The sequence below is a fragment of the Undibacterium parvum genome, from assembly GCF_003955735.1.
GTDB lineage: Bacteria > Pseudomonadota > Gammaproteobacteria > Burkholderiales > Burkholderiaceae_D > Undibacterium > Undibacterium parvum.
In genome coordinates this window covers 2,826,738-2,848,180 of record NZ_CP034464.1, presented here as the reverse complement: position 1 = coordinate 2,848,180, position 21,443 = coordinate 2,826,738, and the positions used below count along the sequence as shown (strand labels likewise).

The 21,443-nt window shown below is 50.7% G+C and carries 15 protein-coding genes, 3 tRNA genes and 3 rRNA genes; 7 read left to right on the top strand and 14 right to left on the bottom strand.

The window, feature by feature from the left end:
* Positions 1-48: 48 nt before the first annotated feature.
* The 9 genes from EJN92_RS12485 to apaG form a co-directional block, all read right to left on the bottom strand.
* Complete coding sequence (locus EJN92_RS12485; protein ID WP_126128122.1) at positions 49-975, bottom strand: NAD(P)-dependent oxidoreductase; 927 nt, start codon at positions 973-975, stop codon at positions 49-51.
* Between the two features lie 496 nt (positions 976-1,471).
* Positions 1,472-1,584: ribosomal RNA gene (gene rrf / locus EJN92_RS12480) — 5S ribosomal RNA — on the bottom strand.
* A 283-nt stretch (positions 1,585-1,867) separates the two neighbouring features.
* Positions 1,868-4,744: ribosomal RNA gene (locus EJN92_RS12475) — 23S ribosomal RNA — on the bottom strand.
* 469 nt (positions 4,745-5,213) lie between these two features.
* Positions 5,214-5,290, bottom strand: a tRNA-Ile gene (locus EJN92_RS12470).
* A gap of 29 nt (positions 5,291-5,319) precedes the next feature.
* Positions 5,320-5,395 (bottom strand) — tRNA-Ala (locus tag EJN92_RS12465).
* Between the two features lie 96 nt (positions 5,396-5,491).
* Positions 5,492-7,024, bottom strand: a 16S ribosomal RNA gene (locus EJN92_RS12460).
* The 16S, 23S and 5S rRNA genes sit together here with 2 tRNA genes alongside, the layout of an rRNA operon.
* A gap of 502 nt (positions 7,025-7,526) precedes the next feature.
* Positions 7,527-8,303 carry an enoyl-CoA hydratase gene (locus EJN92_RS12455; protein ID WP_126128121.1) on the bottom strand — a complete coding sequence of 259 codons (777 nt, stop codon included), beginning with the start codon at positions 8,301-8,303 and terminating at the stop codon, positions 7,527-7,529.
* Positions 8,304-8,370: 67 nt separating this feature from the next.
* Positions 8,371-9,564, bottom strand: coding sequence for a murein transglycosylase A (mltA, locus tag EJN92_RS12450; protein ID WP_126128120.1), 1,194 nt, complete (start codon positions 9,562-9,564; stop codon positions 8,371-8,373).
* Positions 9,565-9,747: 183 nt separating this feature from the next.
* Positions 9,748-10,122 carry a Co2+/Mg2+ efflux protein ApaG gene (gene apaG, locus EJN92_RS12445; RefSeq protein ID WP_126128119.1) on the bottom strand — a complete coding sequence of 125 codons (375 nt, stop codon included), beginning with the start codon at positions 10,120-10,122 and terminating at the stop codon, positions 9,748-9,750.
* Positions 10,123-10,255: 133 nt separating this feature from the next.
* Between apaG and rpe the strand changes: the two genes are divergently transcribed.
* The 6 genes from rpe (at position 10,256) to trpC (ending at position 15,952) form a co-directional block, all read left to right on the top strand.
* The gene (rpe, locus tag EJN92_RS12440) at positions 10,256-10,921 is read left to right on the top strand and encodes a ribulose-phosphate 3-epimerase (RefSeq protein ID WP_126128118.1); all 666 of its coding nucleotides are present in this window, start codon (positions 10,256-10,258) and stop codon (positions 10,919-10,921) included.
* 120 nt (positions 10,922-11,041) lie between these two features.
* Positions 11,042-11,749: a phosphoglycolate phosphatase gene (locus EJN92_RS12435; protein ID WP_126128117.1), complete on the top strand. Its 708-nt coding sequence runs from the start codon at positions 11,042-11,044 to the stop codon at positions 11,747-11,749.
* 289 nt (positions 11,750-12,038) lie between these two features.
* Positions 12,039-13,547: an anthranilate synthase component I gene (trpE, locus tag EJN92_RS12430; protein WP_126128116.1), complete on the top strand. Its 1,509-nt coding sequence runs from the start codon at positions 12,039-12,041 to the stop codon at positions 13,545-13,547.
* Complete coding sequence (locus EJN92_RS12425; protein ID WP_126128115.1) at positions 13,548-14,114, top strand: anthranilate synthase component II; 567 nt, start codon at positions 13,548-13,550, stop codon at positions 14,112-14,114.
* A gap of 2 nt (positions 14,115-14,116) precedes the next feature.
* Positions 14,117-15,148 carry an anthranilate phosphoribosyltransferase gene (trpD, locus tag EJN92_RS12420; RefSeq protein WP_126128114.1) on the top strand — a complete coding sequence of 344 codons (1,032 nt, stop codon included), beginning with the start codon at positions 14,117-14,119 and terminating at the stop codon, positions 15,146-15,148.
* Between the two features lie 3 nt (positions 15,149-15,151).
* Positions 15,152-15,952 (top strand): indole-3-glycerol phosphate synthase TrpC, encoded by an 801-nt coding sequence (gene trpC / locus EJN92_RS12415; protein WP_126128113.1) that lies wholly within the window; start codon positions 15,152-15,154, stop codon positions 15,950-15,952.
* A gap of 112 nt (positions 15,953-16,064) precedes the next feature.
* Here trpC and EJN92_RS12410 read toward each other — a convergent pair whose 3' ends face one another.
* The 5 genes from EJN92_RS12410 to EJN92_RS12390 all read right to left on the bottom strand — a co-directional run bounded on the left by EJN92_RS12410 (position 16,065) and on the right by EJN92_RS12390 (position 21,197).
* Entirely contained in the window at positions 16,065-17,957 is a 1,893-nt protein-coding gene (locus tag EJN92_RS12410) for a M61 family metallopeptidase (RefSeq protein ID WP_126128112.1), read from the bottom strand.
* 125 nt (positions 17,958-18,082) lie between these two features.
* Positions 18,083-18,541, bottom strand: coding sequence for a DUF3429 domain-containing protein (locus EJN92_RS12405; RefSeq protein WP_126128111.1), 459 nt, complete (start codon positions 18,539-18,541; stop codon positions 18,083-18,085).
* A 59-nt stretch (positions 18,542-18,600) separates the two neighbouring features.
* On the bottom strand, positions 18,601-19,212 hold the full coding sequence (locus EJN92_RS12400) for a nucleotidyltransferase family protein (protein ID WP_126128110.1): 612 nt from the start codon (positions 19,210-19,212) through the stop codon (positions 18,601-18,603).
* 21 nt (positions 19,213-19,233) lie between these two features.
* Positions 19,234-19,950 (bottom strand): DsbC family protein, encoded by a 717-nt coding sequence (locus tag EJN92_RS12395; protein WP_407701556.1) that lies wholly within the window; start codon positions 19,948-19,950, stop codon positions 19,234-19,236.
* Between the two features lie 47 nt (positions 19,951-19,997).
* Entirely contained in the window at positions 19,998-21,197 is a 1,200-nt protein-coding gene (locus EJN92_RS12390) for an FAD-dependent monooxygenase (protein WP_126128108.1), read from the bottom strand.
* A gap of 154 nt (positions 21,198-21,351) precedes the next feature.
* On the opposite strand from EJN92_RS12390, the gene EJN92_RS12385 reads away from it, so the two are divergent.
* Positions 21,352-21,427 (top strand) — tRNA-Phe (locus EJN92_RS12385).
* Positions 21,428-21,443: the final 16 nt, after the last annotated feature.

The following is a 21,443-nucleotide window of genomic DNA, read 5'->3' as shown; positions in this document are numbered from 1 at the left end:
GCGATCAAATTTCGTCAAAGCTCACTAGCACGTGACCGCAGCGCGGTCTCATTTTGGCAGTATATTTTCTAAGCTTCCTAGGCGGGATCCAGGGTTGCGAGACTCCAAAGCCAGTAAAGCCGCAGAGTGATCCGCCAAAGGATGGCTAGCCAACAAAGATCGGTAGGCGCGCGCCACCAACTCTGTAATCGGCAACTGCAAATCCGCCAATGCTGCAGCCAACAAAATATTTTCCATGTCCTTGGTCTGACTTTTAATCTGACCACCCGGCATGAAATTTCGTTCCAACATACGTTGTCCATGTACCTCTAAAATGCGACTCTCAGCAAAGCCGCCACGGATGGCAGCTCGCACCGCTGCGGGGTCCGCGCCACCGCGCTGCGCCAATAACAGCGCTTCGGCGACTATACTAATTGTGCCACCCACGATCAGTTGATTACACAGCTTTGCCAGTTGTCCGCAGCCAGGCTCGCCGACTCGCGTTGGTCTGCCAAGCACGCTCAATATAGCCTCTACTTGCAGATAATCGGAGGCACGCGCGCCGACCATAATCGCCAGGCTACCGGCCTCAGCCCCCACCACACCGCCGGACACTGGCGCATCAACAAAGCCAATTTTATGTGCGGCAAGCAAGCGGTCAAACTCCTGCGCCTCGGCCTGCTGAGTAGAACTCATATCAATAACAATAGTCCCCTCAACCAGCACCGCTAGGATACTCGTTATCATTTGATTTACTGCACCGCCCGCCTCCAGCATAGTAATAATAATGTCAGCCGCTTGTCCTTTGCTGCTCACTGCAGCACTAGGACTAGCCGCGACCAGTGCTCCATCAATTGCCAGAGCTTGCGCCTTCGATGCAGTGCGGTTCCAAACGCTCACGTCGTAGCCCGCCGCAAGTAGGCGTCTAGCCATAGGTGCGCCCATCAAGCCGGTCCCCAAAAACGCTATCTTTTTCACTCTCGCTTGATCGTTCATTCTTACTTTATTAAAATTTTTTGATGGCGCTATTATGCGTTGAAATTTTTCTTACTGCTTGAAACACGAAGTAAATTTCGAGCAAAAGCAAATAAGAAAATGTCCGCGCATCGGCTAACGCTGTGCTGAATAGTTCAAAGCTGTATAAGAAGAGGATCGAAGTTCAAATCCGGATTTGCGCTCCCGCTACGCATACTCCCCCGATTTTTTAAGTAAATCAGCCGCTTGCCCGCGCAGTCTTTGTGGGTTTTAACTATACAGGGGGGAGTATTTTTGAGGTGTGGCGGCGCCTTGCGTAAGTTTCAGCCGAACCCTTGGTTTTTAGGAATTGTCGGGACATGCCTGAGGCCTAGAAGAAGGTGGTGCATTCGTCGCGTAGTCGCAGGGTGTCGGAACAGACAAGGTCAGTGCAGTGCGCTATGGGAGTTGTCTTCGAACGGATTGCGCAAAGCAAAAACCCCTCAACAGATTACTGTTGAGGGGTTTTCTAATAAAAGCCTGACGATGACCTACTTTCACACTGGTTGCAGCACTATCATTGGCGCGGAGTCGTTTCACGGTCCTGTTCGGGATGGGAAGGGGTGGTACCGACTTGCTATGGTCATCAGGCATAACTTGTTGACTTATTGTGGCGCACGTTATTCTGTGCGTCGCAACAGGTCCAATTGGGAAGAAGGGTCGTAGGGCGGTTTGCACCACCAAGGCAAGCAAACATGGTTCACTTGTCCATCAATAATCTTTGTGCTGAGCGATTGACCATCGCTGCAGCGTGCCTGCATGTTGAGTGCAGGACTTAGGCGGTTGTGATTTGTACCAAACTTCGTCGATTCCTCGACGACATAAGGCAAACACACAAACAATACTTGTCGTAAATCTATAACACTAAAGTTATAGGGACAAGCCTTACGGGCAATTAGTACTGGTTAGCTTAATGCATTACTGCACTTCCACACCCAGCCTATCAACGTCCTGGTCTCGAACGACCCTTTAAAGAGATCTAGTCTCTGGGAAGTCTCATCTTAAGGCTAGTTTCCCGCTTAGATGCTTTCAGCGGTTATCTATTCCGAACATAGCTACTCGGCAATGCCACTGGCGTGACAACCGATACACCAGAGGTTCGTCCACTCCGGTCCTCTCGTACTAGGAGCAGCCCCCTTCAAACTTCCAACGCCCACGGCAGATAGGGACCAAACTGTCTCACGACGTTTTAAACCCAGCTCACGTACCACTTTAAATGGCGAACAGCCATACCCTTGGGACCGGCTACAGCCCCAGGATGTGATGAGCCGACATCGAGGTGCCAAACTCCCCCGTCGATATGAACTCTTGGGAGGAATCAGCCTGTTATCCCCAGAGTACCTTTTATCCGTTGAGCGATGGCCCTTCCATACAGAACCACCGGATCACTATGTCCTACTTTCGTACCTGCTCGACTTGTCAGTCTCGCAGTTAAGCACGCTTATGCCATTGCACTATCGTCACGATGTCCGACCGTAACTAGCGTACCTTCGAACTCCTCCGTTACACTTTGGGAGGAGACCGCCCCAGTCAAACTGCCTACCATGCACTGTCCCCGATCCGGATAACGGACCAAGGTTAGAACCTCAAACAAACCAGGGTGGTATTTCAAGGATGGCTCCACGCAGACTGGCGTCCACGCTTCAAAGCCTCCCACCTATCCTACACAGATTGGTTCAAAGTCCAATGCAAAGCTACAGTAAAGGTTCATGGGGTCTTTCCGTCTAGCCGCGGGTAGATTGCATCATCACAAACATTTCAACTTCGCTGAGTCTCGGGAGGAGACAGTGTGGCCATCATTACTCCATTCGTGCAGGTCGGAACTTACCCGACAAGGAATTTCGCTACCTTAGGACCGTTATAGTTACGGCCGCCGTTTACTGGGACTTCAATCAAGAGCTTGCACCCCATCATTTAATCTTCCAGCACCGGGCAGGAGTCACACCATATACGTCCACTTTCGTGTTTGCATAGTGCTGTGTTTTTATTAAACAGTTGCAGCCACCAGTTTATTGCAACCCTTTCATCCTTCCCCCGCAGGGGGGTCAAACTACAAGGGCGTACCTTATCCCGAAGTTACGGTACCAATTTGCCGAGTTCCTTCTCCCGAGTTCTCTCAAGCGCCTTAGAATACTCATCTCGCCCACCTGTGTCGGTTTGCGGTACGGTCTCGTATGACTGAAGCTTAGAGGCTTTTCTTGGAACCACTTCCGATTGCTTCGTGAACAAGTTCACTCGTCTCAACCCCTTGAATTACGCACCCGGATTTGCCTAAGTGCCTTCTACAAGTCAAGAACAGGCTCATCCAACCGCCTGACAACCTTCCGCGATCCGTCCCCCCATCGCATCATACGACGGTGCAGGAATATTAACCTGCTTCCCATCAGCTACGCATCTCTGCCTCGCCTTAGGGGCCGACTCACCCTGCTCCGATGAACGTTGAACAGGAAACCTTGGGCTTACGGCGTGGAGGCTTTTCACCCCCATTATCGCTACTCATGTCAGCATTCGCACTTCTGATACCTCCAGCATCCTTTACAAGACACCTTCGCAGGCTTACAGAACGCTCTCCTACCATATGTCCTAAAACATATCCGCAGCTTCGGTGTATCGCTTAGCCCCGTTACATCTTCCGCGCAGGACGACTCGATCAGTGAGCTATTACGCTTTCTTTAAAGGGTGGCTGCTTCTAAGCCAACCTCCTGACTGTTTTAGCCTTCCCACTTCGTTTTCCACTTAGCGATACTTTGGGACCTTAGCTGGCGGTCTGGGTTGTTTCCCTCTTGACGCCGGACGTTAGCACCCGACGTCTGTCTCCCAAGCTCGCACTCATCGGTATTCGGAGTTTGCAATGGGTTGGTAAGTCGCGATGACCCCCTAGCCATAACAGTGCTCTACCCCCGATGGTGATACTTGAGGCACTACCTAAATAGTTTTCGGAGAGAACCAGCTATTTCCAAGTTTGTTTAGCCTTTCACCCCTACCCACAGCTCATCCCCTAATTTTTCAACATTAGTGGGTTCGGACCTCCAGTACCTGTTACGGCACCTTCATCCTGGCCATGAGTAGATCACTTGGTTTCGGGTCTACACCCAGCGACTAATTTCGCCCTATTCGGACTCGATTTCTCTACGGCTTCCCTATGCGGTTAACCTTGCCACTGAATGTAAGTCGCTGACCCATTATACAAAAGGTACGCAGTCACGGAACAAGTCCGCTCCTACTGTTTGTATGCACACGGTTTCAGGATCTATTTCACTCCCCTTCCGGGGTTCTTTTCGCCTTTCCCTCACGGTACTGGTTCACTATCGGTCGATTACGAGTATTTAGCCTTGGAGGATGGTCCCCCCATGTTCAGACAGGATTTCACGTGTCCCGCCCTACTTGTCGCAAACTTAGTTCCACACCGATGATTTCATATAAGGGGCTATCACCCTCTATGGCTGGACTTTCCATTCCATTCTATTATCAAAGATGCTAAATCTTGCAGGCTGTTCCCATTTCGCTCGCCACTACTTTGGGAATCTCGGTTGATTTCTTTTCCTGCAGCTACTTAGATGTTTCAGTTCGCCGCGTTCGCCTTGCATACCTATGTATTGAGTATGCAATACCCCTAAGGGTGGGTTTCCCCATTCGGAAATCTGCGGATCAAAGTGTGTTTGCTCACTCCCCGCAGCTTATCGCAAGCTACTACGTCCTTCATCGCCTGTAATCGCCAAGGCATCCACCATGTGCACTTAGTCACTTGTCCCTATAACTTTAGATTCTGGCGTCTGATTGTTCACATCAAAGTAAAAATCTACTTTGATGTGGTGCTAGTTCAAAATCACTGGCAGAGCCAGATGATTTTTCCAGTAACACCTACGCTCAGGTTCATCACCAAAAAATCGCTATAGTTCTTATTACTATGAGTATTACTTTAGCGTTTGCCGTATCTCAAGATATTTGATTTTCTAAAACCCTGTATTGCTACAGTGCTTTTCAAACTCTTTTTAATACATTTTATGTTTGTTTGATACAATCACAACCCTTCCATGAATTATCGTTAATAACTGTCGTTATTAATTTCCTTCACAGAAATAATTTTGATTATTTCTACTTTACTTCTTCTCAATTGTTAAAGAACGGTCTTACTTGATACTTTGCTTTCGTTTCGAAAGAACAAATCTCAATAGCGCGCGCGCTACTCACATTTGTTTTTTCTTCCCACTCCATTTTACTGGTAGGGCTGGTTGGACTCGAACCAACGACCCCCGCGTTATCAACACGGTGCTCTAACCAGCTGAGCTACAGCCCCACTTATTTACGACTTCTTTACTACGTAAATGGTGGAGGTTAACGGGATCGAACCGTTCACCCCCTGCTTGCAAAGCAGGTGCTCTACCAGATGAGCTAAACCCCCAATTCGGGAACTCGGTACCGATGAATCGCTCCATCGCTACGTTCTTTATCATTAACAGTCAATAAGTGTGGACACTTAACTTGTAGCGCACTCTAGAAAGGAGGTGATCCAGCCGCACCTTCCGATACGGCTACCTTGTTACGACTTCACCCCAGTCACGAATCCCGCCGTGGTAAGCGCCCTCCTTACGGTTAAGCTACCTACTTCTGGCGAAACCCGCTCCCATGGTGTGACGGGCGGTGTGTACAAGACCCGGGAACGTATTCACCGCGACATGCTGATCCGCGATTACTAGCGATTCCAACTTCATGTAGTCGAGTTGCAGACTACAATCCGGACTACGATACACTTTCTGGGATTAGCTCCCCCTCGCGGGTTGGCGGCCCTCTGTATGTACCATTGTATGACGTGTGAAGCCCTACCCATAAGGGCCATGAGGACTTGACGTCATCCCCACCTTCCTCCGGTTTGTCACCGGCAGTCTCATTAGAGTGCTCAACTTAATGTAGCAACTAATGACAAGGGTTGCGCTCGTTGCGGGACTTAACCCAACATCTCACGACACGAGCTGACGACAGCCATGCAGCACCTGTGTTACAGTTCTCTTGCGAGCACCGCCAAATCTCTTCGGCATTCTGTACATGTCAAGGGTAGGTAAGGTTTTTCGCGTTGCATCGAATTAATCCACATCATCCACCGCTTGTGCGGGTCCCCGTCAATTCCTTTGAGTTTTAATCTTGCGACCGTACTCCCCAGGCGGTCTACTTCACGCGTTAGCTGCGTTACTAAGTCAATTAAGACCCAACAACTAGTAGACATCGTTTAGGGCGTGGACTACCAGGGTATCTAATCCTGTTTGCTCCCCACGCTTTCGTGCATGAGCGTCAGTGTTATCCCAGGGGGCTGCCTTCGCCATCGGTATTCCTCCACATATCTACGCATTTCACTGCTACACGTGGAATTCTACCCCCCTCTGACACACTCTAGCCATACAGTCTCAAATGCAGTTCCTAGGTTGAGCCCAGGGATTTCACATCTGACTTATATAACCGCCTGCGCACGCTTTACGCCCAGTAATTCCGATTAACGCTTGCACCCTACGTATTACCGCGGCTGCTGGCACGTAGTTAGCCGGTGCTTATTCTTCAGGTACCGTCATGAGCAGTCTGTATTAGAGACTACCTTTTCTTCCCTGACAAAAGAGCTTTACAACCCGAAGGCCTTCTTCACTCACGCGGCATTGCTGGATCAGGGTTGCCCCCATTGTCCAAAATTCCCCACTGCTGCCTCCCGTAGGAGTCTGGACCGTGTCTCAGTTCCAGTGTGGCTGGTCGTTCTCTCAAACCAGCTACTGATCGTCGCCTTGGTAGGCTTTTACCCTACCAACTAGCTAATCAGATATCGGCCACTCCATGAGCATGAGGTCTTGCGATCCCCCACTTTCATCCTCAGATCGTATGCGGTATTAGCGTAACTTTCGCTACGTTATCCCCCACTCTAGGGTATGTTCCGATATATTACTCACCCGTTCGCCACTCGTCGCCAGATTGCTCCGCGTTACCGTTCGACTTGCATGTGTAAGGCATGCCGCCAGCGTTCAATCTGAGCCAGGATCAAACTCTTCAGTTTAATCTCTGTTTTGTGTTCATTTCTGAACTCCGTTCTTTCGAACGGTGTCGCTCACTCAAATAACTGACAGGCTTTTCTCTTGCGAGAAAGTCCTATTTATTACTTTTGCGAACATTTGATATTTTTTAAGTTGAACTAACTACCGAAGTAATTAGCCGCGCTCTTTATCAAGTGCCCACATTTATTGACTGTTAATTGTTAAAGATCTGTCTTCTGTTTTTTGGCGCGTCACTATCGATTCTCACCGACTGCAAAGCGTTTCTGCCAGATTGCTACAAAGCGTTTTGTTTGTAAGCAGCAGAGAGATGAGATTATGCGGCATTTCCTTCTACTCGTCAACCCCTTGTTTTATTAGCGCTTGAATTTGATTCACATCGTCACTCAAACCTAGGACTGCTTCGCTTGCCTTACTTTCTTCATTTCGCCCCGCTCTTCAGCGGGAGGCGAACTATAGCAAAGCTTGCGCTGGATTGGCAAGCTTTTGTTTAAATGATTTATACGCTTACTTATTTACAAAATTTGCCGGGCGTTTTTCCATGAAAGCTTTCATGCCTTCTTTTTGGTCTTCGGTCGCAAAGCTACTATGGAATAGGCGTCGCTCAAAATTCACGCCTTCGGCCAGTGTCGTTTCGAACGCGCGATTGACGGAATCCTTAATCATCAGCACGATAGGCAAAGACATCGCAGCAATCGTAGTTGCGGCAGCCATAGTCTCTTCCATCAACTTATCTAAAGGGACAATACGCGACACCAAACCAGCGCGCTCCGCTTCAACCGCGTCCATCATGCGCGCGGTCAGGCACATATCCATGGCTTTTGATTTTGAGATGGCGCGCGGCAGACGCTGCGTACCACCGGCACCAGGCAAGGTACCGAGTTTGATTTCTGGTTGACCGAATTTGGCATTTTCAGCGGCGATAATGAAATCACACATCATGGCCAACTCACACCCACCACCCAGCGCATAACCAGCCACCGCAGCGATCACTGGTTTACGTATCTGACGAATTTGCTCCCAGTTACGCGTGATGTAATCGTCCTTATACGCATCCATATAGGTATAGTTAGCCATGGCACCGATATCAGCACCAGCGGCAAATGCTTTCTCACTACCGGTAAGTACGATACAGGCAATCGCCTCGTCTTGATCGAAGGACTTCAGCGCAAAACCCAGCTCATCCATTAACTGGTCGTTAAGCGCGTTCAAAGCCTTAGGGCGATTTAAGGTAATAACACCGACTTTATCTTTAGTCTCAACAATAATATTTTGGTATTCCATATCCACACTCCTGAGTTTAAGTTTTTAATGACGAACAAAATAAAATAGATCTACTACAAATTAGCGATCAACCCGGCGACTTAGGCAGCAACACCCACAGCGCGCCTTTTTGCTTCATACGACCGGCAGATTCGCCAGCCAGATTTCCAAAGCCCCAAAAAAAATCTGCGCGCACCGCACCACGAATAGCGCCACCAGTGTCTTGCGCCATCATTAACCTCTGAAGACTGACACTGCTATTGGGCTGAGTCGTGGATAAAAATACCGGCACACCCAAAGGAAGATACTGAGGATCAATCGCGATAGAACGTTGCCCAGTCAAGGGTACGCCCAAGGCCCCCTTGGGTCCTATGGCTGGATTGATGATTTTTTCTTCTTTAAAAAATACCACGCTAGGATTAGCGTTTAACAATTCGTCCTGACGAGCCGGATTATTGCTCAACCATTCTTTAATCCCTTGGGCGGAAGCCTGCTCCAGCTTTAACTCGCCCTTATCGACCAGATAGCGACCTATAGATTTATACGGGTGGCCGTTTTGATCAGCATACGCCAGCCGTATCGTTTCATTGCTATCAGACAGATAAACTCGCCCTGAGCCTTGTATTTGCAGAAAAAAAGCATCGATCGCATCGTCTACCCAAACCAACTCTTTACCCACCACGGCGGGCAACATGTCAGCGCGCGAGGCATACGGAACTACTTTGTTGCCGACCAGGCGGCCACGCAAACGCATATGCTTCAAATCGGGATAAACACTAGATAAATCTATCGTCAATAAATCAGGCGGGGTGCGATACAGCGGCGTTTGAAAAGCACCGCCGCGTTGACGCGCCCCACGCAGCAAGGGTTCGTAGTAGCCAGTGATCAGGCCCTCATTGCCGCCATCCGCATTGAGAACCTGATGCGGGGTAAAAAATGCCTCAAAAAAATCCAGCAGCGCCTGATTGTCTTTCGCATCCAAGTCTTTTGCAATGGCACATGGCTCTTTCCACTCGGGCTTATTTTTAATCGCAGAACAGGATGCCATAAAGGCTGGCCAAAGCTCAGTCAATTGATCCTGACGCCAGCCAGGCAAAGCCGAAAAACTGACGGGCTTGTACAATTGCGCCCATTTAGACGTAGCAGAACTCACGGTGCTCGCGGGCACCACGACTGGCGTTTTCACCACCGGCGTATCCAGGGAAACGCTGGTACAAGCAGTCAGCGCACCGAACAAGCTCGCCAGGAGTAAAATCCTCGCTTGAGAAATTTGTATCAACATAGGAGTAATAAATAATGTGGTTATTGGCACTAGAAGCTTGTGGCGCAACGCTTTTGTTTGTTTTCATCGTTTGGTGGACTATGTTTTCGGGGCGAAAACCAGAACAGCCGACAAAAAAATCAAACGCCGTAGAAAACAAAAACGAGTCGACTAACTAAGAGCGTTGATAGAAACTAGCGCAGCTTAATGCAAAGTGCGCGGCAAAGAAAGTACGAATTCCGGGATTTGCACTTCAAACTTGTGCCCATCTTCAGCCACGAAGAAATAGGATCCTTTCATACTGCCGTGCTGGGTTTTTAAAGAGCTACCACTACTATATTCAAAGCCCTGCTCGGCCTGCAACAGGGGTTGATGCCCGACCACTCCCAGTCCCTTGACTTCCTGCACCCGATTATTCGCATCGGTAATCACCCAATGGCGCGAGATCAATTGCGCCGCTACCGTTCCTGTGTTGGTGATGGTAATGGTGTACGCGAATACATAGTCACCATTATCTGGATCCGATTGTTCTGCCAGATATTGGGTCGCGACTGCCACTTCGATTTGATATGCTGCCATCTCACTCTTCCTTGTTCAGTATTCTAAATTGCAAACTTCTGCCTAAGCCGCATCTTACAAGAGCTAGCAAATGCATGCAGGAGTAAAATAGCGCCATTGCCAATTTAAGCTAACTCACATCAAAGCAATTATCATGACCACCTACCGCATCGCCCCTAGTATTCTATCCGCCGACTTCGCCAGACTCGGTGAAGAAGTCCGTAATGTCGTTGCCGCCGGCGCCGACATGATTCACTTCGACGTCATGGACAACCATTATGTTCCCAATTTAACGATAGGACCTTTGGTCTGCGAGGCGATACGCCCGCACGTACAAGTGCCTATCGACGTGCATCTGATGGTTAAGCCGGTAGACCGCATCATTCCTGATTTTGCCAAAGCCGGTGCCAACATCATCAGTTTTCATCCGGAAGGCTCAGAGCACATAGACCGTACCTTGCAACTGATACGCGAGCATGGCTGTAAAGCTGGTCTGGTATTAAATCCAGCCACACCTTTGCACATACTAGAACATGTGATGGATAAGCTCGATTTGATTTTACTGATGTCGGTCAATCCCGGCTTTGGTGGCCAGTCTTTCATCCCCCACACTTTGAAAAAAATCGCCGCAGTTCGCAAAATGATAGACGCCAGCGGTCGCGACATCATGCTACAAGTTGATGGTGGCGTAAAAATCGACAATATCGCCGAAATCGCTGCGGCGGGTGCCGACACCTTCGTCGCTGGCTCGGCTATTTTCGGCAAGCCCGACTATACGGCTGTGATCAATGCCATGCGTAGCGAATTGGCGAAAGTTTAACTTTCCTGCTTTTTTTCGCTAAACTTTGTCGATTCTTAAAGCTACCCCCAGCATCCATGCGCCTTCCAGAGCATTTTCATGCCAGAAGGCGCATGTTTATTGCGCACTCTATTTTTGATTATGCTTACCGCCGCACTTACTGTTGCACTAGATAATATCCAGGCCGTCATCATCGATTTAGACGGAACCATGCTAGACACCGCTCCCGATTTTTTAGTTGCCGTCAATCGTATGCGTGACGAATTTACTCTGGCGGCGATTGACATTGCCACCATCAAACGCTTTGTCGGCAAAGGCTCTGAAAACTTGATCGAGCGGGTATTGGCACTCGATTTTTCGGCAGAACAAATTGCGCAACACTTCGACGCGGCGATGGAGTCTTACCAACGTCACTATCTCTGCATCAATGGCGATTTCAGCATGCTCTACCCGGATGTCGTAGAGGGATTGCAAGCCATGCAAGCGCAAGGTTTGCGCATGGCCTGCGTCACCAATAAACCGCTGGCCTTTGCGCTGCCGCTGATGGAGAAAAAAGGGCTGGCTGGCTTTTTTGAGGTAGTGTATGGCGGCGACTCGTTTAGCCGTAAGAAGCCCGACCCCATCGCTTTACTGCAAGTGTGTGCCGATTTTGATTTAGCTCCGGCCAAAGTGTTGGCGCTAGGCGACTCATCGAATGATGCGCAAGCTGCCCGCGCCGCCAACTGCCCGGTGTTATTAGTGCCCTACGGCTACAATCACGGTGAAGCTATACAAAATGTCGAAAGCGATGGTATAGTTGCTTCCTTATTAGAAGCAGCAACTTTAATCAGGCGTGGCAACATACAATGATTTTCTGCTGTTTTTACTTGTTTAAGACTTGCTGATAGCGACTTAATTAAACCCAATTACTAGCAAACTTACGTTCAATATCCCAGAATGTTCTCCGATAAAAAACATCCCGCAATGATACCAGGCACGTTTGAGGCCTGGCTTTGGCGACGCTGGCACAACTGATAGTTTGCCGGGCAGATTACGCACATCCCTCGCGCTAGTTTGCATGTTTTTTTACCCTGTCTTACCCGTATAAGCTGGAACCTGAATCTACAGGTTCCGTTTCCATGACGGCTGAAAGCACACAATGACCGAACTCGAATTTAAATCGCTGGCCGCGCAAGGCTACAACCGTATCCCCATGATCGCGGAAGCGCTGGCCGATCTGGAAACGCCACTGACCCTGTATCTGAAACTGGCGCAAAACCAGAACGGCGGCAAGAATAGCTTCTTACTAGAATCGGTGATGGGAGGCGAACGCTTCGGCCGCTACTCGTTTATCGGTTTGCCAGCCCACACCCTGATGCGCAGCTATGGCATGCGTACCGAGGTCGTCAAGCATGGCGTCGTGACCGAAACCGTGGAAGGCAATCCGCTAGACTTCATAGCCGAATTTCAGTCGCGCTTCAAGGTTGCCTTGCGCCCTGGCTTACCGCGTTTTTGCGGCGGTCTGGCCGGCTATTTTGGCTACGACGCAGTGCGTTACGTAGAAAAGCGCTTGGCCAATAGCGCCCCCAAAGATGATTTAGGTTTGCCCGATATACAGTTACTACTGACCGAAGAGTTAGCGGTGATCGACAATGTTTCCGGCAAACTGTATCTGATCGTATATGCCGACACGACTCAGCCAGAAGCTTGGTCGAAAGCACGCCAGCGCCTCAAAGAGTTACGCAGCATGCTGCGCCGTAGCGTCGATGCACCGGTGACTTCGGCCTCGGTACGTACCGACAGCATCCGCGATTTTAACAAGGCCGATTATCTGGAGGCGGTTGCCAAAGCCAAGGAATACATCATGGCCGGCGACTTGATGCAGGTGCAAATTGGTCAACGCATCAAGAAACCTTATGTCGATTCACCGCTGTCTTTGTATCGCGCCTTACGCTCGCTGAATCCTTCGCCATACATGTATTTCTATAATTTTGGCGATATGCAGATTATCGGTGCCTCGCCGGAAATTTTGGTACGTAACGAAACCCTGGGTGGTGAAAATAAGGACGGCAATAAAAAGGTCACGATACGTCCGCTGGCCGGCACCCGCCCACGCGGTGCCACTCCGGAAAGTGATGCCCAGTTAGCCATCGAACTATTGGCAGACCCTAAAGAAATCGCCGAACACGTGATGCTGATCGATCTGGCGCGTAACGACATTGGCCGGATTGCCCAGACCGGTAGCGTTAAAGTGACCGATCAGATGGTGATAGAAAAATACTCGCACGTACAGCATATCGTCTCTAACGTCGAAGGCATCTTGCAGCCGAATTTATCCAATCTCGACGTACTCAAAGCCACCTTCCCGGCCGGCACTTTATCCGGTGCGCCGAAAGTACGTGCGATGGAACTGATTGATCAGTTAGAGCCGACCAAGCGCGGCATCTATGGCGGTGCCTGTGGCTATTTGTCGTTTGGCGGCGAAATGGATCTGGCGATTGCAATACGCACCGGTGTACTCAAAGACGGCATGTTGTATGTACAGGCCGCAGCGGGCATCGTGGCCGACTCTGTGCCTGAAATGGAATGGCAAGAAACCGAAAACAAGGCGCGCGCGGTATTGCGGGCAGCGGAACAAGTGCAAGATGGCCTGGATGGGGAGATTTAAATGTTATTAATGATAGACAACTACGATTCCTTCACTTACAACCTGGTGCAGTATTTTGCCGAGTTGGGTGAGGATGTACGTACCTACCGCAACGATGAGATCACGCTCGATGAAATCGCCGCCTTAAAGCCCGATCACATCTGCATCTCGCCTGGCCCTTGTACGCCGCTGGAAGCGGGGATTTCGGTGCCGGTGCTCAAACGCTTTTCTGGCGAGATTCCGATTTTAGGCGTCTGCCTCGGGCATCAGAGTATCGCTGCTGCCTTCGGCGGCAAAGTCATACGCGCCAAGCAGGTCATGCATGGAAAAACTTCAGCTATCGCGCATACCGGGGTCGGCGTGTTCAAAGACTTGCCTAGTCCTTACACCGTTACCCGTTATCACTCGCTGGCGATAGAAAGATCCAGCTTGCCCGATTGCCTGGAAGTGACGGCCTGGACTGAGGATGGCGAAATCATGGGTGTGCGGCATAAAACTTTCAATTTGCAGGGTGTGCAGTTTCATCCTGAGTCGATATTGTCTGAACATGGGCATGCCTTGCTCAAGAACTTTTTGACCGGAAAATAATCATGACCATCTCTCAGCAAGAAGCCCTCTCGCGCCTGATCGAACATCGCGAAATATTCCACGATGAAATGCTGTCGCTGTTTCGTAAAATCATGGGTGGAGAAATGTCGCCGGTGATGATCACCGCCCTCACCGTCGGTTTGCGCGTCAAGAAAGAAAGCATAGGCGAGATCACCGCCGCCGCTCAGGTCATGCGCGAACTCTCGACCAAGGTGCCGATGGCTAATACCACCAATCTGATCGACATCGTCGGCACTGGTGGTGACGGCGCGCATACCTTTAATATTTCTACCGCCTCGATGTTTGTTACGGCCGCCGCCGGCGCCCGCGTCGCCAAACATGGCGGCCGCAGCGTTTCCTCATCGTCCGGCAGCGCTGATGTACTGGAATCACTGGGCGTTAACATCAACCTCAAGCCTGAGCAAATCGCCCAGTCGATTGCCCAGACTGGCATAGGTTTCATGTTCGCACCGAATCATCACGCCGCCATGAAACATGCGGCACCAGTGCGTAAAGAGCTAGGCGTGCGCACCATCTTTAATATTCTGGGGCCTTTGACCAATCCGGCCGGCGCACCGAATATTTTGATGGGCGTATTCCATCCGGATCTGGTCGGTATCCAGGTGCGCGTATTGCAAAGACTGGGCGCCCAACATGCGCTGGTGGTCTGGGGCCGCGACAATATGGATGAAGTCTCGCTAGGCGCGCCAACCATGGTGGGCGAACTGGTGAACGGAGAAATCCGCGAATACGATATCCACCCTGAAGATTTTGGCCTGCAAATGGTCTCGAACCGCAACCTGAAAGTATCTGGCGCGCAAGAGTCGAAACAAAAAATTCTCGACGTCATGAATAATGTGGCCGGCCCCGCCACCGACATTGTCAGCCTCAATGCAGGTGCGGCGCTGTATGGCGCCGGCGTTGCCAGCTCGATTGCCGACGGCGTTAAAAAAGCGCAAACGGCGATCGCTTCCGGCGCGGCACTGGCTAAGCTGGAACAGTTCATCCTGGTCACTCAGCAATTAGGAAAGTAAACGATGTCCGATATTCTGAATAAAATTCTCGACGTCAAAAAAGACGAAGTGGCTGCCGCAAAAAAATACCAGTCTTACAGCAGCCTGCGCAGCGAAGTCGAAGGCAATACCGAAGCGCGGGCTAGCCTACGCGATTTTGAAGCCTCCCTGCGCAGCAAGATTGCGGCAGGCCAGGCCGCGGTGATTGCCGAAATCAAAAAAGCCTCGCCCTCCAAAGGCATCTTACGCGCCGATTTCCGTCCTGCCGAGATCGCCGCCAGCTATGCGCAACATGGCGCAGCTTGCCTCTCGGTTCTTACTGACGTGCAGTTCTTTCAGGGCACGCCCGAGTATCTGCAACAGGCGCGTGCCGCTTGTGATATTCCGGCCTTACGCAAGGATTTTATGATCGATCCTTACCAGATCTATCAGGCACGCAGCTGGGGAGCGGATGCGATTTTACTGATAGTCGCAGCCTTAGATCACGGTTTGATGGCCGAACTGGAAGCCTGCGCCCATGAGCTAGGCATGAGCGTGCTGGTCGAAGTGCATAACGCAGCAGAGTTGGACGCCGCCTTGAAACTCAAGACTGCCTTATTAGGAATCAATAACCGCAACCTGCGCACGTTTGAGGTGACGCTAGACACCACCCTAGGTCTGCTGCCACGCATCCCTAGCGAGAAACTGGTGATTACCGAATCGGGCATTATGGCCGTGGACGACGTCACACGCATGCGCGCAGCCCATGTACACGGCTTCCTGGTCGGTGAGGCCTTCATGCGCGCTAAAAACCCAGGCATGGAAATGCAGAAGCTGTTTTTCTAAAATTTTAAAATCGATTGCGCAATGTTTATGCGGGTTTACAGAGCTTTTCGTGCTGTAGGCCGCATCAACATTGCGCATCGTGTTTTACTATAGTTTTAATTTCGAATTAGACTCAAGCCTTGCGTGATTTCTTGCTGGCGACCAGAGACGGTCGCAGCGCCAGCAAGGGGGCTTTCGATTTCTCTGCCAACAGCAGATTAAACGCAGGCACATCGTCGCTTTGCAGAGTCGCTTGCAGGGTCAGCAATTCATCGCGGCGGAAGGCGTGCAACTGCACCGTTTCTCCTACCGTATAGCGCCCCACCGCAGTAGCAAGACCATCTCCAACATCGGCGGCAGTGACGCGTAAGCCATTGATGGCCATCAGGATATCGCCGGCCGACAAGCCGGCTTGATGGGCGGCGCGGCTTGTGAAAACATTGGCCAGCTTACAGTCAGCACCGTCTTTGACTACCCGCACGCCCAGACTGGCCTTACTGTTTTTGCGTTGATCTTTGATAGCGACGCCAAACTCAGCATATAACTTAGTCAGCGGTACATCTTCGGTGCCGCGTACATATTTATCCATGAAGCGCTGGGTTTTCACGCCCGTCGCTTGCTCTATCAGGGAGACGATTTCATTTTCGGCCAAACCTTGTTGCTGACCGCTTAAAGCTAACTGGTAAAAGTCACGGCCGTAGTGCTGCCACAGTGCGCGCATCACATCGTCCAGAGTTTTTTCACCAGAGGTCTCGGCTCGGATAGTCAGATCCAGCGCCAGCGCTACCAGCGAGCCCTTGGTGTAATAGCTGACGATGGCATTCGGCGAGTTTTCATCCTGACGATAATATTTAGTCCAGGCATCGAAACTAGATTCGGCCACGCTTTGCTTGTGGCGGCCAGCACCACGCAGTACCCCATTGATGGTTTTTGAGAGCAATTTAAAATAGCTGCTCTCATCGATCAGGCCTGCCCTAAGCAACATCAAATCATCGTAATAACTGGTGAAACCCTCAAACAACCACAATAGGCTGGTGTAATTTTCACGGCTCAAATCGTAATGCGCAAAGGCGGCTGGCTTGATACGCTTGACATTCCAGGTGTGGAAATATTCGTGACTACACAGACCTAAAAAGCTCAGATAGCCATCGCTCATTTCAGGCTGATGTTTGAACGGCATCTCATTGCGATTGCACAGCAAGGCGGTCGAGGCTCTATGCTCGAGCCCGCCGTAGCCTTCACCGACCACCATGGTCAGGAACACATAACGGTCCATAGGTGCGCGCTTGCTGGCTGGCTCGAAGAAGGCGATCTGGCTCTCGCAGATTTCTTTCAGGTCGGCGACAATGCGATCCATATCCAGATTCGGAACCTGGCCACTGACCACGACATCATGCGGCACGCCATGCGCCTCAAACGTCGCCAATGCGAAGTCGCCCATTTCTACCGGATGATCGATCAAGGCATCATAATTTTCCGCGATGTAAGTGCCGTAGCCGTAACGCTTAGCTTTGAGCTCAGGCAAACTAGTGGCGACCCGCCAGCTCTTGCAGGCAACATCTAATGGGCGTTGAATATCGACCACATGCGAGGCCATCTCTTGTCCTAGTACCTGCAAAAAGACGCTGGTGCCATTGAAAAAAGCATGGCTTTGATCCAGATGCGCGGTGCGCACCGACAGATCCCAGGCATACACTTCATAGCTGATGCTTAAAGCGCCCTGGCAGGGAGCGGCTTGCCAACTGTGTTTGTCCAGCTTAGTTAAATTGACGCTCTTGCCCTCGCAACTAGCACTGATACTGACGATGTTGCGGGCAAATTCACGCACCATATAACTACCCGGTATCCAGGCTGGCAAGCACAGCTGTTGCCCGGCCGGATCGGGCTGGCTGATCTGCAGCGTCACCACAAAAATATGTCCGGCCAAGTCTTTAGGCAGGATGCTGTAGTGAATACTGTGCTGATCTGCTTTGACGGCCGCGACTCGCGCAGTATTTTTAGAAGCTGCTTTGGAGGTAATTTTCATACTCTTGTCTCGTTTTTTATTTTGTTTGTTTTAATTGTTGAGCTGCATATCTGCCTGGCGCAAGACTAGCTTTCCTGCGCGACTAGGTTTGCGACTGCGGGCCTAAGTTCTGCGCCAACTGATTTTTATGCGCGCAGATTCGCAGCGACAAAGGTCAGCGCCAGCGCAGTCACCACCACCCGGGTCAGACGCAGACGCAACACCAGAAACCAATCCGGTAATTCATAACGCGCATACAGGCGCTTATCGACCTGATACGCCACCACGAAACCAATAATCTGCACCAAGAACCCTATGCCCATGCTAATCATGGTCATCGAGCACCAGGCGATAATACTAGGTGTGACGCCCCACAACAGGCTTTGCTTGATTTCACCGGCAGGACGCGGTCCCGACAGCAAAGCCAGTCCCCAGTGCAAGCCACCCAAAAACGACAGGATAGCGATGCCATACGAGAGTTGTCCCTTGATGAAATAACCCAGCCAATCTGGATGCACGATCCAGCAGGCCAGCGTCAAGAATACGAAGGGAACCAGGCCAAAAAATCCTAGGCGGTTGGCCAGCTGCTGATCAAGTTGATTCATAAGAGAGTGAGCGCGTAGACAAATTTTCGAAACCGCTATTTTAAGAGCAAACGCCTCAATTAGATATTCATGCTGGCGATTAAATCTTGCGGCAGGTCGATATCTTGAAATATTCCTGCATCATCGACCTCGACTTCGCTCACCGGATAAATTTTCAGCAAGCTGCGCGCACCCTGATCGCCGCACAAGGCCAGCAATTGCGGTAAATAGGCTTTGGCAAAACCCACAGGATTGCCGCGTCGCCCCTGATGCACAGGCACCGCTATCCCGGCACCATTCTGCATGGCGCAGACTAAGGCAGCGATGGTCTCGGTTTTAACATAGGGCATATCGGCTAAGGCGATGATCCAGCCAGCACATTCTGCCGGCGCATGCATTAATCCACACTGCAAAGAATACGACATTCCTTGCGATGAGACAGCGCTTGGTGGCGAGCTAACACAGATATCGCCCCCCATCTCGGCTAGTTGTGTCGCTAATGCGGGCGTATGCTCGGCAACCACCGCCACACTGAGCGGTAAGACGGCGAGTAGGTGCTTGGCACTACTGGCAGCTACCGTCATGCCCGATGGCAGTGTTTGCATCAGTTTATTGGACTGACCGCTGGCATCAAAACGTCGCCCGCTGCCAGCGGCCAGTAAGATCCCACACCATGAATTGTTCGCGCTCATCACGCCAGAGGCCAAGTGCGTTTATTTCAATGAGGCGAATTTAGCTTCCAGTGCTTTCACATCGACCGCCCCCGGCAGGCGCGAGCCATCGGTGAAGATAATGGTCGGGGTACCGGTGACGCGCAGTTTTTTACCCAAGGCTAAAATTCTATCGTTAGGCATAGCACAATTACCGATGGCGGTCGGGGCCGCCTTGCCATTCAACATCCAGTCATCCCAGGCCTTGTTTTTATCGGCTGAGCACCAGATATTTTTTGATTTCACCAAAGAGTCATCCGACAAAATATTGTAGACGAAGGTGTACACAGTCAGATTTTCTACGCCTTGCAAGGTCTTGCGAAAACGCTTGCAATAGCCGCAATTAGGATCTTCGAAGATCGCGATGACGCGCTTGCCATTACCAGTGACGGTTTTTAAGGCGATATCCAAAGGTAAATCAGAAAACTTCACTTTACTTAATTCATCGGTACGCAGCTTAGTCAGATCGGTAGAGGTCTGCGCATCGATCACATTGCCTAAGAACAGATATTGCGCTTTTTCATCCGTGTACAAGACGTCACTACCGACCCGCACCTCGTACAGGCCGGCATACGGGGTCTTAGTCACGGAATCAACTTTAGTTCCTTCACCGAGACGTGGCTCTACCAGTTTTTTAATTGCGAGTTCTTGTGGCGTCTGCGCCAAGGCCATAGAAGTTGCCAGCAAACCTAGCGCTAAGGAGATAGTTTTAAGTGTCATACGTTTCATGGTTTTCCTAAATAATTGGGGCGAGGCGATAAACCTGCTTACTTGCCCATGGCTTGCGAGATCAGTTTTCTTTTTAAGACAGGCAGACTATTGAGTAAGTTCATTCCCAGACTACGCGCCAGCCGCAGCGGTGCCAAATCACTGCCAAACAAACGTGCCAAGCCATCGGTAGTCATTTGCATCAAAGCGACTTCTTCACGCCTAGCCCTGCTATAGCGATTTAACACACGCGCATCGCCACAGTCGCGGTGCGACTCACGTCCATTAATCTGACTAAGCAGGCTAGTGACATCGCCAAAACCCAGATTCATGCCATGCCCTGCCAGCGGATGCACCACATGCGCGGCATCACCGATCAGGGCAACCCGCGGCGCTATCATCGCATGCGGACGCAGTAACTGTAAGGGAAAAGCCTTAATTTCCTCCGGCTGCAAAGGTGTCAAAGCACCCAGAGCCTGCGCGCAATAAACCGACAATCGTTGCGCCAGGCTAGTCAAAGGTTCGCGCAATAAATCAGCAGCCAGCGCATCCGGAGCCGACCAGACTAAAGAGACTTGTTTGCCGGGCAAAGGCAATAAAGCGATAATCCCTAAGTCCTCAACAAACCATTGATGCGCCACGCCATTGTGGGGTTTTTCGCAAGCGAAATTCGTCACCACGCCGCGCTGCCCGTAAGAGCGATAATCGAGGCCAATATCGCACTGCCCGCGCAACCAGGATTGTGCGCCGTCAGCACCTACCATCAATGAAGCCGACAAAGTATCGCCGTTTTCCAATGTGACAGCTGCCTGATTATCTGCGACCTCAAAGCGCACAGCCCGCCCTTGGACTTGCGTCAGATTCTGAGCAAATTTCAAAGCAGTATCGAGCGCCTGATTTAAATTGCGGTCCTCTACGATCCAGGCCAACTCATTGATATGCGCAGCATAGGCATCAAAATCAAGATTAGCACCACCCGATTCGCGCGCATCCACCACCTGCATTGCGCTCACTGGGGCAACGCGCGTCAGATCTAGCGCATCCCAAACTTTCAAGCTAGTCAGCAAATCCTTCGCCACATGATTTAAGGCAAATACCCGCACATCCCAACTTGAGGTATCGGCGGACTGCGTTACTGCGACGGGCGCTCCCAACAAACACACCTTCAAACCGGCTTGCGACAAACCCAAAGCCGCCGTCTTACCCACGGCGCCATTACCGACGATACAAACATCACTGTGATTATTTTGTGTAGCCATGGTTATTTAAATCTGCAATAAGGATGAGCCATTATACGGCAGCGCCAGCAGCCCCAGATTTAGCCACCTAAAGCACAGCATTTTTTAGTTTTATCAGATGCCAGAGCGAAAAGATTTGCAATTTCCCGAATACTTCACTATAATTCTTCGTCTTGGCCTGGTAGCTCAGTCGGTAGAGCAGAGGATTGAAAATCCTTGTGTCGGTGGTTCGATTCCGCCCCGGGCCACCAAGTATTAGTAGTAGAA